Source organism: Sphingobium baderi, from assembly GCF_001456115.1.
Lineage (GTDB): Bacteria > Pseudomonadota > Alphaproteobacteria > Sphingomonadales > Sphingomonadaceae > Sphingobium > Sphingobium baderi_A.
In genome coordinates this window covers 2,373,180-2,390,220 of sequence record NZ_CP013264.1, presented here as the reverse complement: position 1 = coordinate 2,390,220, position 17,041 = coordinate 2,373,180, and the positions used below count along the sequence as shown (strand labels likewise).

Genomic DNA, 17,041 nt, shown 5'->3' with positions numbered 1-17,041 from the left:
AATTCATGCCCTCGGGTCTGATCGCGCTGCTGGATGATGTAGCGGGCATAGCGAAACTGGCGGCAACGTCGCTGGATGATGTCGCGGCGGCGGCGGGAAAGGCCGGAACCAAGGCCGCCGGGGTCGTGATCGACGATACGGCGGTGACGCCTCGCTATGTCATGGGGCTGACCCCGGATCGCGAACTTCCGATCATATGGAAGATCGCCAAGGGCTCGCTGCGTAACAAGCTGCTTTTTCTTCTTCCAGCCGCCCTTGTGCTCAGCGCGCTGGCCCCTTGGCTACTCCCTCCGCTTCTCATGCTGGGCGGCGCATTTCTCTGTTTCGAAGCGACCGAAAAGCTGGTCGAGGCGTTGCGGGGCGATCATGATCTGGCTGAGGAAGCGCTCGCGACGCATAGTTCGCAGGAACTGGAAGACCAGAAAGTTTCCGGAGCCATCCGCACCGATTTCATCCTTTCGGGAGAAATCATGGCCATCGCGCTCGGAACGGTCGCTACCGAACCGCTGTGGGAGCAGGCCATCATCCTGCTGGTCGTGGCCGTCCTGATAACGGCAGGCGTTTATGGCGTCGTCGGTTTCATCGTGAAAATGGATGATATCGGCCTGCATCTGGCGCAACGGACTTCCGCCCTTGCGCGGATGCTGGGACGTGGGCTGGTCTTGGCCATGCCGGTCCTCATGAAGATATTGAGCGTCGTCGGCACCGCCGCGATGCTTTGGGTGGGTGGTGGCCTGATCGTGCATGGCCTTCATGAATTCCACTGGGATCTGATCCCTGGCGCCATTCAACGCATGGCTGAAAGCGCCGCCCTCGCTCTTCCCGCCATGGGCGCTGTGATCGAATGGGTAGTCAGCGCGATCGGGTCTGGCATCGTGGGACTGGCGATTGGCGCTATCATCGTCGCGCTGCTCCATCTTCTCCCCGCAAAGCACTGAAGCCCTGGCGATGAATCTGGCATGGCGTTATGAAACGCGGGCTTTGCTGACGCTTGCCCTGCCCATGATAGCGGGCAACATCGCCTGGTCCGCGATTGCCGCCACCGACCTGCTGCTGCTCGGCTGGCTGGGGACCGATGCGGTCGCTGCGGGCGCACTTGCCATCAACCTGTTCGCCGCCATGCTGATTTTCGGCATGGGACTGGTGACGGCCGCCGCACCACTGATCGCCGAGGAACGCGGACGCCGCCGCCATTCGGTGCGGGATGTTCGACGCACCGTTCATCAGACATTGCGCGCCGCCCTGATTTTCGCCGTGCCGGCCTGGGTCATCCTCTGGCAGTGCGAAGGCATCCTGCGGGCCATGGGGCAGGATGCCTCTCTCGCCCAGAAGGCAGGCGAGTTGATGCATGGCCTGCAATGGGCGCTTTTGCCATTTCTCGGCTTTTCGACGCTCAGGAATTTCATTTCAGCACTCGAACGGCCAATATGGGCCGTCATCATCATGCTGTGCGCGATTCCGTTCAATATTCTGATGGGCTGGGTCCTCATCTTCGGCCATCTCGGATTGCCTGCCATGGGCATATTGGGCGCGGGCCTGGCGAGCACCTTCTCCTCCTCCTTCCTGTTCTTCGCCCTGCTGTTCGTTATCTTGCGCGACCGGGGTTTCCGCCGTTACCGGCTGCTTGGCCATTTCTGGAAGAGGGACAAGGAACGGCTTCGCGCAATATGGCGGCTGGGATTACCGATAGCGGTGATGCTGGGGCTGGAAAGCGCTGTATTCAACGCCTCGGCGCTGCTGATGGGCCTTCTTGGCCGGGAAACGCTGGCAGCTCATGCCGTCGCCATCCAGATCGCGTCCCTGCTGTTCATGGTGCCGATGGGCATGGGACAGGCGGCAACCGTGCGAGTGGGCCTCGCCCATGGTCGCAGGGACAAAGCGGCGATCGCCCGGTCCGGCTGGCTTTCATTGATGATCGGCGTCGGTTTCGCATTCATCGCGGCTGCACTACTGGTCATCTTCCCGCGATCGCTGATAGCCATTTTCCTTGACGTTCAGGATCCCGCCAATAGTCGGACCATCGCCCTTGCCGTCACGTTTCTGGGTGTTGCGGCCCTGTTCCAGCTCGTCGACGCGACACAGGCCGTTGGAGCAGGCGTGCTGCGTGGTATTCGGGACACGAAGATTCCCATGGTCTTCGCGCTGATCGGTTATTGGATCATCGGTATCGGCGTGGGCGCATTCCTTGCCTTTCCCCTTCGCCTGGGCGGCCTTGGCATCTGGATCGGTCTTGCGAGCGGGCTCAGCGTCGTAGCGGTTTTGCTGGTGATTCGCTGGACAAGGCGCGAAAAACTGGGCCTTCTTTCCCATTAGCGAAAGCGATGGAGTGATAAATCACGATTTCCCGCGACCCAATGACGCAGCGCACAAAACAATTGAAGACACCCGGACGAATCGGTAATGCTCAGCGGCATCATGCAAGCGCCGACTAACATCTTTGAAGCCATAGCCCTGCAGAAATGCCTGATCGCGACCTATAACAAGATGGTCGTGAAGCTGGCGCCGCACATCCTCTATACCCGCCATGATGAAATGTTCATCGACGCGGTGACGATCGAACGGGATGGCAGGTCTCCGCGGGAATTGAAGCTGGGCACGTTCAAATTGTCGGGCCTGGGCAATATCGGCGTAGTCGATGAGCCGTTTGAAGCCATGCATGGCCTTTATGATGAAACGGACGACAAATATAAGGGCGTGACCCTGTTCGCTGTCCAATCCGAAAACGCGACGGCCTGATCCGCCGGAGGCTATTTCTTCAGGCGGTAGCCCGTCCTGAATATCCATCCCACAATCGCAATGCACAGCACCAGCATCGCCCCGATGAACGCGATGCTGAATTCGATCCCCACATCGCCCTTGCCAAAAAAGGTCCAGCGAAAGCCGGAGATCAGATAGACGATCGGGTTGAACAGCGTAATCGTTCGCCACGGCTCGCCCAGCATGTGGATGGAATAAAAAGCGCCACCCAGAAAGGTCATCGGCATGATGAGCAGCATGGGAATGACCTGTAACTGCTCGAAACTCTGCGCCCATATGCCCAGAATGAAACCGAACAGGCAGAAACTGATCGCTATAAGAACCATGAAAGCGACCATGGCGAAGGGGTGCGCGATGGGTAGATCGACGAACAGATGCGCCGTCGCGAAGATGATGATGCCGACGATGAAGGCCTTCGTCGCCGCCGCCCCCACATAGGCGGTCACGGTTTCCGTCGCTGAAACCGGCGCGGACAGCAGTTCATAGATGGTGCCGGTGAATTTCGGCATGTATATCCCGAAACTGGCATTGAAAATGCTTTCCGTGAACATGGACATCATGATGAGGCCCGGCACGATGAAGGCGGCATAGGGAATGCCGTCGATTTCCGTCATGCGCGAACCGATCGCACCGCCGAAGACTACGAAATAGAGCGATGTCGTGATGACCGGCACCAGAAGCCCGGTCAGAAGCGTGCGCCGGAATCTGTGCAGCTCGAATTTGTAGATCGCCCATATGGCGCGCAGATTGGGGCCGCTCATGCCGCCTTCTCCTGATGCACCAGGCTGACGAAAATATCCTCCAGGCTGCTCTGCTGCGTGTTGAGGTCCTTGTAGGCTATGCCAAGATCGCCGAGCTTGCGAAGCAGGGAAGACACACCCGTGCGCTCGACCCGCGTGTCGAACAGATATTCCATTTCGCTCCCCTCGGCCTTCAGGGATACGCTCCATTCAGCCAGTTCGTCCGGCACTTTCGCAAGCGGTTCCGCGAGGGTGATCGTCAGCGTCTTTTTCCCGAGTTTCCGCATTAGGGCGACCTTGTCCTCGACAAGCACCAGTTCGCCCTTGTTGATGACACCCACGCGATCCGCCATCTCCTCGGCTTCCTCGATATAATGGGTGGTCAGGATGATGGTGACGCCCATCTGGCGGAGTTCCCCGATCAGTTTCCACATGTCACGCCGCAAATCCACGTCCACGCCCGCCGTCGGCTCATCCAGGAACAGGACCCGCGGTTCATGGCTGAGCGCCTTGGCGATCATGACGCGACGCTTCATGCCCCCCGACAGCTCCAATATCCTGTTGTGCCGCTTTTCCCACAAGGACAGGTCGCGCAGCACCTTTTCGATAAAGACGTCATTGCGTGGTTTTCCGAACAGGCCGCGGGAAAAGGCGACCGTGTCCAAAACGCGCTCAAACTGGTCGGTGGACAATTCCTGCGGCACAAGACCGATGGCGGACCTAGCGCCGCGGTAGTCACGGATAATGTCATGACCCGCGACCGATACAGAACCGCCGCTAGGCCGCACATTGCCGCACACTATCGAGATGAGGGTCGTTTTCCCCGCGCCATTGGGGCCCAGTAGCGCGAAAATCTCACCCTCTTCGATCGAAAGATCCACGCCTTTGAGCGCCTGAAAGCCCGACGCATAGCTTTTCGTCAGGCCGGAAATAGTGATGATCGATGCCATGTGCGGCAAGGCCCCTTTCGCTTTGCCGGGAACATAGGCGCTTGGCTCCGCCAGACAAGCGTCCGCTCACTCTCCCCGGCGGAAAAACCGAAACACCGTCGCGGGAGGAAAATTCCTGACCGTCTGCCCTACCCGAACGACATCCAGGTCCAGCATATCGAGAATGTCCCGATTGACTGGTGGGCGCATGGCATAGGTGAACTGGATGAAACAGCCCCCTGGACGCAACATGCGGAAGGCTTCGGTCAATATGTCCACATGCATGGCGCGATCCATGGCCAGCAGTGGCAGCCCGCTGATGACCGTCTGATATTCGCCCGGTTCTCCAGCAGCGACGGTCGACACGACCTGAGCGGGGGTTTCCAAAATCTCCACATGGGGGAAGTGCCGCCGCAATCCTCTCGCGAATGCCGGGTTGATTTCCACTACTTCCAGCTTTTCCGTCGGGAGGCCGGTTTCCAATATGGCCCGCGTAAAGACGCCCGTGCCCCCGCCCAATTCCAGCACACGGCCATCTGCAGGGTCGATATGCGACACCATCAGACGCGCCAGATAACGACTGCTCGGAACGACAGACGCCGTCTGGCGCGGCTTTTTCAACCAGGCGCCGAGGAAATCCAGATATTCGGATGCACGGGTGCGAAATTCGCTCTGGGGCATAGCGATCGCCCGACTGCGCTTTGACTTATGCTGCATGGGCGAAATGCGACCGCTCCGTTTCCGTTGCGAGCCCTCTTAACCGTGAGATAAAGCCGCGTCGATTCTGTTTCGGCATGGCCCCAGTCAATTAACCATTCCACGGGCCAAAGCGATCAGCCCGCCACCATCTACAGATCGTGGCGGGCCGAATGTGAATCAACGCCCCTTCCAAACGCCGGGACGTTTCTCGACAAAAGCAGCCATGCCTTCCTTCTTGTCTTCCGTCGCGGTCAGTATCTGGAAAAAGCGGCGCTCGGTCAGCAATCCCTGCGCCAGACCCGTTTCAAACGCGACGTTGATCATTTCCTTGTTCACCATGGCTGCCATGGGGGGCATGGACGCAATGGTGGTCGCTGTTTTCAAGGCATCGTCGAGCAAATCCGCCGCCGGCACGATCCGCGCGACCAGGCCGGAACGCTCCGCCTCCTGCGCGTCCATCATGCGGCCGGTCAGGCACATTTCCATCGCCTTGGCCTTACCCACCGCGCGCGTCAGGCGCTGCGACCCGCCCATGCCCGGCGCAACGCCCAGCTTGATTTCGGGCTGGCCGAATTTGGCCGTGTCGGCGGCAATGATGAAGTCGGCCATCATCGCCAGCTCACAGCCACCGCCCAAGGCGAAGCCGGCCACGGCGGCAATCCATGGCTTGCGCGTCGCCACTACCTTTGACTGCCAGCCTGAAAAGAAATCTTCCAGGAAGAAATCCGCCGCAGGCTTGTCCGCCATTTCCTTGATGTCGGCGCCTGCCGCGAAGGCTTTTTCGCTGCCGGTCACGACCGCGCAATGTTGAGACGGATCGGCATCGAAAGCCGCAAAGGCCGCACCGAGGTCGGCAAGCACCTGGGTGTTGAGCGCATTCAGCGCCTGCGGACGGTTCAGGGTGATGAGCGTCACCGCGTCCCGCTGTTCCACTAAAATCGTTTCATAAGCCATTGCTGTCTCCTTCGATCTGCCCACAGCGCGAAAGCGCCCACCATGCCCCGCGCTCTAGGCGGGCTCTTTTCCCATCACCACCAAAAAATCTCTGCAAAGCCGCAAATCTTAACGGTACAAATGCATGAAATCCCGGTCATAGCTCCGCATATGCGCGCCGGCGTCGACATAAAGGGTCTGCCCCGTCACGACAGTCGCCCGCGCCAGATACAGAACCGCTTCGGCGATCTGTTCGGGCTGCGGCAGGCTGTCCAGCGGCATCAGGCTCTTCAGTTGCTCCATCTGCGTTTCATTATAATCCGGCGTCGGAATAGTCAGCCCCGGCGCCACCGCGTTCACCCTGATCCGGGGCGCCAGATTGTTGGCGCTCAATCGGGTCAGGCCCGCCAATGCCAGTTTGGAAAGCGTATAGGCCAGTTGATCTTCATGCGGATGATCGATCCTCTGATCGAGTATGTTGACGATACATCGATCGCCCGTCCCTGCGGGAACCATGGCAAAGGCCTTGGTCAGCAAGGTCGGAGCCGCGCAATTGACGGCATAATGTCGCATCAGATCATCGGCCGTGACGTCGCCCAGCCGGTCCTGCCCGAACAGCGCCGCACCATTCACCAGCACATCGGGCGGACGGCCAAAGCGTTCCGCGACCTGCGCGATCAGTTCCTCGGCACTTTCGGGATCGGAGAAATCGACGACGAAGCCTTCCCATTCCGTCCCGTTCTCCTCCAGTGCCAGGGCAAGGTGAGAGTCGAGCCGGGTATCGTGGCTGCCATGAATGGCGAGCGAAAATCCCGCTCCGGCGAACGCGGCGGCGATATGGGCGCCCAACCTGCGATGCCCGCCTGTGACCAGTGCAAGCCGCTTCCCGGCGAGAGGGGCCGCGCCCCCTTCACCTTCGCGCCGCGCACGTCCCAGCGGACGATAGGATGCGTCCCGTCCACTCACGAGCCGATGAGCTTCAGCACTTCCTCGCGACTCTTTTCATCATCGCGGAATACACCAAGCATACGGCTGGTTTTCATGATGACGTTGGGCGTTCGCACGCCACGGCCCGTCATGCATCCGTGCGTCGCTTCGATCACCACGGCTACGCCCTGAGGCTTCAGATTTTCCCAGATGCAATTGGCGACTTCGGACGTCAGCCGTTCCTGCACCTGCAAGCGATGGGCAAAGGCGTGCAGGACGCGTGCAAGCTTCGATATGCCCACGACATAATCGCCGGGCAGATAGGCGATATGCGCCCTTCCGATGATCGGCGCCATATGATGTTCGCAATGCGACTGGAAGGGAATGTCCTTGAGCAGCACGACATCGTCATAACCGCCGACTTCATGAAAAATGCGGGATAGATGATAGGCCGGATCGTCTCCATAGCCGCGGCAATATTCCCGCCAGGCACGGGCCACCCGCTCGGGCGTTTCGATCAGCCCTTCCCGCTCCGGATTGTCACCAGACCATCTGATCAGAGTGCGGATCGCATCGGACACCTCGGTCGGCACGGGCTCTTTCGAGGATTCCCCAACGGATTCCGCATCGGGATCATATATCATGATAAAGACCGCTCCTTGGTTTCGGCCCTGCATATGGCGTCTCGTACTCGCGAAGGCCAGCCCTTTCGGGCATGCTGGACACCGGATCGCTTCAGTGGCAAATCCGGGAGTTCAAGGAGCTTGATCGAGCATATGCCATCCATTGCGGCCTTCCATGCGAACTGAACGCATCGCGGCCGTGCTGTTGGCGGCGGGCACTTCCTCCCGCTTTGGCAAGGAAGACAAGTTGATGGCCGACCTGCGCGGCAAACCAGTCGTCCAGCATGTGCTGGAAACAGTCGCCTCCATGGCCTTTGGCGAATTGATCGCGGTGACTCGCCCCCTCGGGCAAGCGCCGGTCATCCATCGCAAGCTTGAGAGACGCGGATACACCATTCTCGTCAATGAACAGCCCGAAGAGGGCATTTCCAGCAGCATCGTGCGCGCGGTCGAACATGTCATGCCGATCCGGCGCATCCGCGGCATACTCATATGCCTGGCCGACATGCCGGAAGTGCCGCAGACCCATTATAACCGCCTATGCATGGCCGCGATCGACATCCGGTCCGTCGTCGCCAGCACCGATGGCTTTTCCTCCTCCCCGCCTGCCTTCATCGGCCGGAAACATTTTGGGGAATTGCTGACGTTGCGCGGCGATCAGGGGGCACGCGCGCTGCTGAGCCACGGGGTGCAGATTGAAACCCACGGCAATCTGTTGCGCGACATCGATACGCCAGAGGATCTGATGGCTTGGCAACCCGCGACGGACGGGCCTGATTAACTCGACCGGGTGGGGTCGGTCATCGGATCGCCCATTTCACGCGGATCGGGCGCGCGGCTGAGCGGTAGCGAACCCGTCTGCCGCTCCAGCATGCGATGAACGGTGGGCGGGTTGGGTCCGCTATGCAGCGCATGTATCGCCTCGCTATTCGCCTGATCGGCGAAGGTGCGGCGTTGGTTGTGCCGAACATAATCGAGCCAGGTGGGCACATGATAGCGTTCGATCCACAATTCCGGGTCGCCCAGATCGCGCATCAACGACCATCCATGCGCGCCGTCCCGCCGCCTGATCCGGCGGCGTTCGCTCATCGCTGTAAGAAACGGCACGATCGAACCGGGCGGAATGCGATATTCGATCGTCACCACCACAGGCCCGCTCCGCGCTTCCACCGGCACCGCCGTTTCAGGTTCGCGCCAGAGATTCTGAGGGTTGAGATTGTCCTCGCTGGTTTGCGGCAACGGGCGGACCAACCCAATCAGCATGACGGCGAATTGCGCGGCCGCGGCGGCATGGAGCGCGAGGACAACGCCGTGCCCTTCGGCGACGGTTCCGAATATCCATGCGCCAACCGCCATGCCGCCGAAAGCCACCATCTGGTAAAAGGCAACGGCGCGCGCCACCACCCAGCGTGGTGCGGACATCTGCACCGACACGTTGAAAGTGGCGAGCACCACCACCCAGCCCGCACCGGCCACCAGATAACCCAGGATGGCAAGCGGCAACCAGGCGCTCAACCCCATGATGGCTGTACCGACAGCGAGGGAGAATGTCCCGATCTGCACGATCCGCTCTATGGAATAACGCACGCGCAGGCGGCTAGTGCTCAACGCGCCGCCTACCGCGCCAATACCGAAGCCGCCGCTGAGCAAACCGAAGGTAAGCGCGCCGCCGCCCAACACATCGCGAGCGACAAGCGGCATGAGGGCCGATACGGCGCTAGCGCCAAATCCGAAAGCCAGCGCGCGCACGAGCACAAGCTTTATATTGGGCGACATCGCCACATAACGCACGCCGGCCCGCATCGCCACGCCCAGACGCTCACGCGGGAGTAGTTGCGGCGCTCTTTCCGGTTTCCAGCGGGCCAGAACCAAGATCAACGGGATATAGCTGATAGCGTTAGTCAGAAAGGCGGCGGCCGCGCCAGCCGCGGCGACGATGACGCCGCCCAAGGCTGGACCCATACTGCGTGCCAGGTTGAACCCCATGCTGTTGAGGCTCACCGCGCTAGGCAGGACCGAACGCGGCACCATGTCGCCCACCGACGCCTGCCATGCCGGGCCGTTCACCGCCGTGGCGCAACCGATCAAAAAGGTCAGGCCCAGCAATATCCACGGAGTCAGCATGGCTTGCCACGCGGCAATGGCGAGAACGGCCGAGACGACCAGCATGAAGCACTGGCAGGCCAGCATCACCTTGCGCCGTTCCAGATTGTCCGCAACCGCCCCGGCCCAAAGCGATAGCAGCATGATCGGCAGCGTCGTTGCGGCGGGAACCAGCGCCACCATCATCGAAGAGCCGGAAAGCGAGGTCATCATCCACGCCGCGCCGACCGACTGGATGAGACCGCCGAAGTTCGAGGAAAGGCTGGCCAGCCAGATGGCGCGGAAGATGGGAATGGAAAGGGGCGACGGCGCGGTGGGGGAATCAGCCTCGGACACATCAACGGTGAAGCCGAAAATGGCGGAGGCGTCAAACCGGCGAATCACGGGAGACCAAGAGGGAGATGAAGAAGGGAACGGGGTTCCTGTTAGTCTGCTGACCCTACGGCAGGTTGGGAAGCGGGACGTTCGGGCATCTTCCCCTTGCACTTTACGTAAACGTAAATACATTTTGCGGGTATAAATCGCATCGCGTCCCGGTCATCGGAGAGGACTTAATCCATGGAAGCCTATATCTACGACACCGTCAGGACGCCCCGGGGCCGGGGCAAGACCGACGGGTCGCTGCATGAGATCACCCCCATCCAGCTTGCGACGCAGGTGTTGGAAGGCATACGTGATCGCAACGGCATCGACACCGCAGATGTGGACGACGTCATACTGGGCTGCGTCACGCCGGTGGGCGAGCAGGGCGCGGACATCGCGCGCGTCGCGGTGCTGAACGCGGGTTACGCGCAGACCACGCCGGGCGTACAGATCAGCCGCTTTTGCGCTTCGGGACTCGAAGCGGTGAACATGGCCGCGGGCAAGGTCGTATCGGGCGAAGCGGATTTCGTCGTCGCGGGCGGCGTCGAATCCATGAGCCGGGTGCCGATGGCGTCGGATGGCGGCGCATGGGCCATGGACCCGGCCGTCGCCTACAAAACCTATTTCGCGCCGCAGGGCATCGGCGCGGACGTGATCGCGACCAAATTCGGCTTTTCGCGGGATGATGTCGACGCCTATGCGGTGGAGAGCCAGCGGCGCGCGAAGATGGCATGGGACGAAGGGCGCTTCGCCAGATCCATCCTGCCGGTGAAAGACATTATCGGCCGCATCGCGCTGGACCATGACGAACATATGCGGCCCGACGCCACGATGCAGTCGCTCGCCGCCCTGAAACCCAGCTTCGCCGCGCTGGGCGAGGACATGCCGGGCTTCGATACGGTGGCGCTGCTGCGCTACCCGGAACTGGAGAAGGTCGATCATGTCCACCATGCAGGCAACAGTTCCGGCATCGTCGACGGCGCCGCGGGCGTACTGGTCGGCAGCAAGGCGATCGGCGAGAAATATGGGCTGAAACCGCGCGCGCGCATCCGCGCGGCGGCCTCCATCGGGTCCGAACCGCTCATCATGCTGACCGGGCCGGAGTTCGTCGCGGGCAAGCTGCTGAAGCGCGCGGGAATGAGCAAGGCCGACATCGACCTGTGGGAACTGAACGAAGCCTTTGCCGCCGTGGTGCTGCGCTACATGCAGGCGATGGACCTCGACCATGGCCTGATCAACGTCAATGGCGGCGCGATCGCCATGGGGCATCCGCTGGGCGCGACCGGCGCGATGGTGCTGGGCACCGCGCTGGATGAACTGGAGCGGACGGGCAAGGGCACCGCGCTCGTCAACCTGTGCGTGGGCGCGGGCATGGGCACCGGCACGATCATCGAGCGTATTTGAGGCATTCAAAACACCCCGTTCGGGCTGTTGAAGCCCGGTTTGCGAGCGCCCTTCGACAGGATCAGGGCGAACGGAGAATGGGAAGGAGACAGGATATGAGCACAATCGCATTCGACATTGACGGCGACGGCATCGCCACGCTGACCATCGACGTGCCCGGTCAGTCGATGAACGTCATCGGCCCGGATTTCATCACCGATCTGGACGCGGCGATCACGCGCATCGCGTCGGAAGAAGCCATCAAGGGCGCCGTCATCGCGTCGGGCAAGGACAGCGGCTTCATGGCCGGCATGGACCTGAAATTTCTGGGCGCGATGCTGGCAAGCGCGGAAGGCGAACGCCCCGCCCCCGCCGATATATTCGACAAGGTGTTCGTGCTGAACCAGCTTTTCCGCCGTCTGGAAACCTGCGGCAAGCCGGTCGCCTGCGCCATTGAGGGCACCTGCGTCGGCGGCGGGCTGGAACTGGCGATGGCCTGTCATCGGCGCGTGGTGGGGGATAGCCCCAAGACGCAGTTGGGATTGCCCGAAATACTGATCGGCCTGTTTCCCGGCGGTGGCGGGTCGCAGCGCATGACGCGCCTGATGGGGGTGCAGGCGGCGCTGATGTATATGTTGCAAGGCAAGCTGTTCCGGCCCGCCGAAGCGGCGATGCTGAAAGTTGTCGATGAAGTGGTGCCGCAGGGCACGGCGCTGGACACGGCAAAGGCGTGGGTGAAGGCGAATCCGACCGCATCGGTGCAGCCATGGGATGTGAAGGGCTTCAAAATTCCGGGCGGCGCGGGTGGGTTCAACCCCGCTTTCGTGCAGACCATGGCGGGCGCCGTGCCGATGACCCTCAAGCAGACGCAGCGCAACATGAACGCGCCCATCGCTTTGCTGTCAGCAGTCTATGAAGGCGCGATACTGCCCATTGATCAGGCGATCCGGATCGAGAGCAAATATTTCGCCAAGGTCGCCGCCGACCCGCAGGCGAGCAACATGATCCGCAGCCTGTTCGTTAACAAGCAGGCCGCCGAACGCGGCGCGCGCCGCCCCAAGGACCAGCCCAAGGCGCCGACGAGGAAGCTCGCCATGCTGGGCGCGGGCATGATGGGCGCAGGCATCGCCACGGTCGCCGCTCAGGCGGGGATGGAGGTCGTGCTGTTCGACCGGGATCTGGCCTATGCGGAAAAAGGCAAGGCGCATGTCGAGGAGCAGTTAAGCAAGCGGCTCGGCAAGGGCATGACGCCGGAGAAGATGGCGGAGACGCTGGCCCGCGTGACGCCGACGACCGACTATGCGGCGCTGGCCGGGGCGGATTTCGTGATCGAGGCGGTGTTCGAGGATGTCGCCATCAAGGCGGAAGTCACGAAAAAGGTCGAGGAAGTGCTGGGCGCGGACACGATCTTCGGGTCCAACACGTCGACGCTGCCGATCACCAAGCTGGCGAAGGCGTGGAGCAAGCCGGCGAATTTCATCGGCATCCACTTTTTCTCGCCGGTCGAGAAGATGCCGCTGGTAGAAATCATCCTGGGGCGCGAAACCGGCCCCGCCGCCATCGCCAAAGCGCTGGATTTCGTGGCGCAGATCAAGAAAACGCCCATCGTCGTCAATGACTCGCGCGGCTTCTATACCTCGCGCTGCTTCGGCACCTATGTGCAGGAGGGTGTGGAGATGGTGGCCGAAGGGGTCAATCCGGCGCTGATCGAAAATGGCGGGCGGCAATTGGGGATGCCCGTGGGGCCGCTGGCCGTGGGCGATGAGGTGTCCATCGAGCTGGGCAACAAGATCGTGCTCGCGGCGAAGAAGGAACTGGGCGATGCCTATGTCCCGCAGCGGTCCGACGAATTGATGGCGCAGATGGTGGAATTGGGCCGTTTGGGCCGCAAGAGCGCGAAGGGATGGTATGACTATCCCGAAGGCGGGAAGAAGCATCTGTGGCCGGGTCTGGCCGATCTGTTCCCGCTGGCCGCCGATCAGCCCGATGTGGAGGCCGTGAAGGAGCGGCTGCTCTATCGGCAACTGATCGAATGTGCCCGCTGTTTCGAGGAGGGCGTGCTGGAGACGCCGGAGGATGGCGATATCGGCGCGATCTTCGGCTGGGGCTTTGCGCCCTGGACCGGCGGGCCGTTCAGCCATATGGATACGGTCGGCATCGCGCATGTGGTGGCGGTGCTGGACCGGCTGGCGGCAGCGCATGGCGAACGGTTCGCGCCGACGAAGCAATTGCGGGAGATGGCGGCGAGCGGCGCGACCTTCTATCGCCCCGCTCCGTCCCGCGCCGCGGCATAAACAGGCTGACAATCCCCCTCCCCCTCGGCTAGGTCTTCCCGGAACATCCGGGGAGACCTTCTTTTTATGAGCGAAAAGCCGACGATATTGGTGACGGGCGGGGCCGGTTATATCGGCAGCCATGCGGTGCTGGCGCTGAAAGACGCGGGCTATGGCGTGGTGGTGATCGACAACCTCGTCACCGGCTTCGATTGGGCGGTGCCCGATGGCGTGCCGCTGGTGCGGGGCGACATCGCCGACCAGCCGCTGGTGAAGGCGGCTTTGCGGGACCATGGCGTCAAGGCGATCATGCATTTCGCCGGTTCAGTCGTGGTGCCAGAGTCGGTCGAAAACCCGTTGAAATATTATCATAATAACAGCGCCAAGACTCGCGACCTGATCGAAAGCGCGGTGCGGGTTGGCGTGCCGCATTTCATCTTCTCCTCGACGGCGGCGACCTATGGGATACCGGAGGAAAGCCCGGTCAGGGAGACGACGCCGCAGCGACCGATCAACCCTTATGGCATGTCGAAGCTGATGACCGAATATATGCTGCGCGACGTGAGCGCGGCGCATGGCATGAACTTCTGCGCGCTGCGTTATTTCAATGTGGCGGGGGCCGATCCGCAGGGGCGCAGCGGGCAATCCACGGCTGGCGCGACGCATCTCATCAAGGTGGCGGTGGAGGCCGCTTTGGGCAAGCGCGACGGCGTCAGCGTGTTCGGGACGGATTTCGATACGCCCGACGGGACGGGTGTGCGCGACTATATCCATGTGACTGACCTTGCCGCCGCGCATGTGCTGGCGCTGGAGGCGCTGATGGCGAAGCCGGAGCAGAATTATCTCCTCAACTGCGGCTATGGCCGGGGCTTTTCCGTGCTGGAGGTGCTGGACGCCGTGGACCGCGTGACCAACATCAAGATCGAGCGGCGGATGGAAGGACGGCGGGCGGGCGATCCGGACTCGCTGATTTCCGATAACCGGGCGATTATGAATGAATTTCCGTGGGAGCCGCGTCATGCCGATCTGGAGCAGATCGTGACGCACGCTCTGGCGTGGGAACGCAAGCTCAGTGAGATTCGCGGGGCATGAGCGAAGCGAGCGTCCGGGCCTTTTTCGCGACCCATGCGCCCGATGTGCCGATCATCGACCAAGGCATGAGCACGGCGACGGTGGTGGAAGCCGCCGCCGCGCTGGGCGTGGAACCGGCGCGGATCGCCAAGACGCTGTCGCTGCGGGTGGGCGACCAGGTCGCGCTGGTGGTGGCGCGGGGCGATGCGCGGCTGAGCAACGGCAAGGCGAAGGCGGCGCTGGGCGGCAAGCCCCGGATGCTGGGCGCGGAAGAGGTCGAAGCGATCACCGGGCATCCGGTGGGGGGCGTGTGCCCCTTTGGGCTGGCCGCCCCCCTGCCCGTCTATTGCGACGTGAGCTTGCAGGCGTTCGAAACGGTGTTTCCGGCGGCAGGATCGCGCACCGCTTCGGTGGAACTGACGCCGACGCGGCTGGCGGAACTGACGGACGCGCGGTGGATCGACGCCTGCACACTGCCCGAGGAAGTGGCTTGAGCAGACCGGTGGAGCATGTCTTTGCCGATGGCGCGGCGGCGGCGCAGAATCTGGCGCGGCGGATCGGCGCGGTGCTGGGCGAAGCGATCGCGGCGCGGGGCGTGGCGGGCATCGCGCTGTCGGGCGGGCGATCCCCCCGGCCGGTGCTGAAGGCGCTGTCGGGACTGCCGCTCGACTGGGGCGAGGTGGTCGTGACGCTGGTGGACGAACGCTGGGTCGCGCCGGACCATGCCGATTCCAATGAAAAGCTGATCCGCGAGACGCTGTTGACCGGAGCGGCGACCAAGGCGCGGTTCGTGCCGATGAAGAATGACGCGGCGGATGCCTATGCCGGCGCGGCGGCTTGCGAGGTGGCGTTTGAGGCACTGCCCTGGCCGCTGGACATCGTGCTGCTGGGCATGGGAGAGGATGGACATACCGCCTCGCTTTTCCCGCAGGCGAAGGAACTGGCGGAGGGGCTTTCCACGCAAGCGCGGGTGCTGGCGGTGACGCCGCCCGCCGCACCGCACCAGCGCATGACGCTGAGCGCCGGCGCGATTGTGGATAGCCGTCATATCTTCCTCCAGATCGGCGGGGCGGCGAAGAAAGCCGTCTATGACCGCGCGCTGGCGGGAGGGTCTGTCGAGGAACTGCCGATCCGGCTGGCGCTTTGTCAGGACAAGGTGCCGGTGGAGGTGTGGATCAGCGATTGAGCCTGTATGCGCGGCAATTGGGGCACATGGTTCGGGTGGAGAGCGGAAAATCCGCTTCGCGCCGGATATTCCCTTTTACTGACGCTAAATCGGTATGCAAAGCAGCTATCTTTTGGTTCGATCGGCAGGGGGCAGCACAAGTGATTGGACAGCGGGTTATTCTCACGCCTCTATTCTTTGCATTTGCGTTTCCCGTTTCGGGAACCACAGTTGCAGAACCGCCAATCGAAATTAACAAGGATAGTACCGGCGCACCGTTTAGGACGCAGACTTATGAAGCGAAGCCGACTGAGCTCAGCTTGCAAATTTTGCCCATTGCGGAGCGATACCGTCAAACCGCCAAGTGGGGCGGATCAATTCCAGCGTTTAATACAAATCTCGTCTGTGAGATCGCGGATGATGGCACGGTAAAACAGGCGACCTGCGAGGCTGAGAGTTGGCGAAACCGCGAGCAGATACTAGCGATGATGGTGGCACGTGCTTCACCACCATCAGCATTCCCGAAATTTCCCGCCATTGATCGCGCAGCACTTGGTCTTAGCCCGGCAGGTGCCGATCCTCTATGGAGCAAACTGGTGCGCTTTGCTGCCGCACCCGGTAAGGCGCCTCCATTTTTCAGGTTGGCAAGATTAACGGTGCTGATCGACGCAGTCCCGTTGTCCGTTAACCTCACCACGGGTCCGTTGGTTGATATGATGCAAATCGACATCCAATCCGGCAAAGTCAGAGGCAGCATGAATTACCCGGCGCGAGCCATGCGTGAAAAGCGACAGGGTGTTCAGACGGCAGAATGCCAAGTTCAATTAGACCGTTCGGTCATCTGTCGCGGTGAGTCATTCGAACCGCCGGAAAACGCGTCGTATTTCGCTGGCGAAGCTGAAAACCTATTTAGAGGTGCGATCATCAAGGAGCAGCTAAAGGATGGTAGAAGCGCGCTTGGGGTACGATTTCAGACTAAGCTTCGATGGGCACTACCGGCAGGATGAAACGGCAGTTTATGGGCGTGGTGATGGAGTCCGCCGAAGGTTGAAACTAGTCACTCTCGGTCCTTAAA

Annotated in this window: 17 protein-coding genes; 10 read left to right on the top strand and 7 right to left on the bottom strand. The window is 61.6% G+C overall.

The window, feature by feature from the left end; translation table 11 throughout:
* Positions 1–5 precede the first annotated feature (5 nt).
* From ATN00_RS11780 to ATN00_RS11770, 3 genes are all read left to right on the top strand, one after another.
* Positions 6–938 (top strand): DUF808 domain-containing protein, encoded by a 933-nt coding sequence (locus ATN00_RS11780; protein WP_062064802.1) that lies wholly within the window; start codon positions 6–8, stop codon positions 936–938.
* 10 nt (positions 939–948) lie between these two features.
* The gene (locus ATN00_RS11775) at positions 949–2,313 is read left to right on the top strand and encodes an MATE family efflux transporter (protein ID WP_062064799.1); all 1,365 of its coding nucleotides are present in this window, start codon (positions 949–951) and stop codon (positions 2,311–2,313) included.
* Positions 2,314–2,415: 102 nt separating this feature from the next.
* Positions 2,416–2,736, top strand: a complete 321-nt coding sequence (locus ATN00_RS11770; RefSeq protein WP_062068717.1) for a hypothetical protein — start codon at positions 2,416–2,418, stop codon at positions 2,734–2,736.
* Positions 2,737–2,747: 11 nt separating this feature from the next.
* Here the strand turns inward: ATN00_RS11770 and ATN00_RS11765 are convergent, their stop codons facing one another.
* From ATN00_RS11765 to folE, 6 genes are all read right to left on the bottom strand, one after another.
* Positions 2,748–3,518, bottom strand: a complete 771-nt coding sequence (locus ATN00_RS11765; RefSeq protein WP_062064797.1) for an ABC transporter permease — start codon at positions 3,516–3,518, stop codon at positions 2,748–2,750.
* Positions 3,515–4,447 carry an ABC transporter ATP-binding protein gene (locus ATN00_RS11760; protein WP_062064795.1) on the bottom strand — a complete coding sequence of 311 codons (933 nt, stop codon included), beginning with the start codon at positions 4,445–4,447 and terminating at the stop codon, positions 3,515–3,517. The genes ATN00_RS11765 and ATN00_RS11760 overlap by 4 nt, the downstream gene beginning before the upstream one ends.
* A gap of 66 nt (positions 4,448–4,513) precedes the next feature.
* Positions 4,514–5,143: a class I SAM-dependent methyltransferase gene (locus tag ATN00_RS11755; protein ID WP_062064793.1), complete on the bottom strand. Its 630-nt coding sequence runs from the start codon at positions 5,141–5,143 to the stop codon at positions 4,514–4,516.
* A 159-nt stretch (positions 5,144–5,302) separates the two neighbouring features.
* Positions 5,303–6,079: an enoyl-CoA hydratase gene (locus ATN00_RS11750; RefSeq protein ID WP_062064791.1), complete on the bottom strand. Its 777-nt coding sequence runs from the start codon at positions 6,077–6,079 to the stop codon at positions 5,303–5,305.
* 108 nt (positions 6,080–6,187) lie between these two features.
* The gene (locus ATN00_RS11745) at positions 6,188–7,024 is read right to left on the bottom strand and encodes an SDR family oxidoreductase (RefSeq protein ID WP_062064789.1); all 837 of its coding nucleotides are present in this window, start codon (positions 7,022–7,024) and stop codon (positions 6,188–6,190) included.
* Positions 7,021–7,629 carry a GTP cyclohydrolase I FolE gene (folE, locus tag ATN00_RS11740; protein ID WP_062064787.1) on the bottom strand — a complete coding sequence of 203 codons (609 nt, stop codon included), beginning with the start codon at positions 7,627–7,629 and terminating at the stop codon, positions 7,021–7,023. Before folE ends, ATN00_RS11745 begins: the two co-directional genes overlap by 4 nt.
* Positions 7,630–7,783: 154 nt before the next feature.
* Between folE and ATN00_RS11735 the strand changes: the two genes are divergently transcribed.
* Complete coding sequence (locus ATN00_RS11735; RefSeq protein ID WP_062064785.1) at positions 7,784–8,389, top strand: nucleotidyltransferase family protein; 606 nt, start codon at positions 7,784–7,786, stop codon at positions 8,387–8,389.
* On the opposite strand, the gene ATN00_RS11730 is transcribed toward ATN00_RS11735, so the two are convergent.
* A complete protein-coding gene (locus ATN00_RS11730) occupies positions 8,386–10,047 on the bottom strand; it encodes an MFS transporter (RefSeq protein ID WP_062068716.1) in 1,662 nt (553 codons plus the stop codon). The genes ATN00_RS11735 and ATN00_RS11730 overlap by 4 nt on opposite strands.
* Before the next feature lie 222 nt (positions 10,048–10,269).
* Between ATN00_RS11730 and ATN00_RS11725 the strand changes: the two genes are divergently transcribed.
* The 6 genes from ATN00_RS11725 to ATN00_RS23430 all read left to right on the top strand — a co-directional run bounded on the left by ATN00_RS11725 (position 10,270) and on the right by ATN00_RS23430 (position 16,973).
* Positions 10,270–11,478 carry an acetyl-CoA C-acetyltransferase gene (locus tag ATN00_RS11725; protein WP_062064783.1) on the top strand — a complete coding sequence of 403 codons (1,209 nt, stop codon included), beginning with the start codon at positions 10,270–10,272 and terminating at the stop codon, positions 11,476–11,478.
* 95 nt (positions 11,479–11,573) lie between these two features.
* Positions 11,574–13,751 (top strand): 3-hydroxyacyl-CoA dehydrogenase NAD-binding domain-containing protein, encoded by a 2,178-nt coding sequence (locus ATN00_RS11720; RefSeq protein ID WP_062064781.1) that lies wholly within the window; start codon positions 11,574–11,576, stop codon positions 13,749–13,751.
* Positions 13,752–13,817: 66 nt separating this feature from the next.
* Complete coding sequence (gene galE / locus ATN00_RS11715) at positions 13,818–14,822, top strand: UDP-glucose 4-epimerase GalE (RefSeq protein ID WP_062064779.1); 1,005 nt, start codon at positions 13,818–13,820, stop codon at positions 14,820–14,822.
* On the top strand, positions 14,819–15,295 hold the full coding sequence (locus ATN00_RS11710; RefSeq protein WP_062064777.1) for a YbaK/EbsC family protein: 477 nt from the start codon (positions 14,819–14,821) through the stop codon (positions 15,293–15,295). The genes galE and ATN00_RS11710 overlap by 4 nt, the downstream gene beginning before the upstream one ends.
* Positions 15,292–15,987: a 6-phosphogluconolactonase gene (gene pgl / locus ATN00_RS11705; protein WP_062064775.1), complete on the top strand. Its 696-nt coding sequence runs from the start codon at positions 15,292–15,294 to the stop codon at positions 15,985–15,987. The genes ATN00_RS11710 and pgl overlap by 4 nt, the downstream gene beginning before the upstream one ends.
* A gap of 26 nt (positions 15,988–16,013) precedes the next feature.
* Positions 16,014–16,973, top strand: coding sequence for a hypothetical protein (locus tag ATN00_RS23430; protein ID WP_156415272.1), 960 nt, complete (start codon positions 16,014–16,016; stop codon positions 16,971–16,973).
* Positions 16,974–17,041 lie beyond the last annotated feature (68 nt).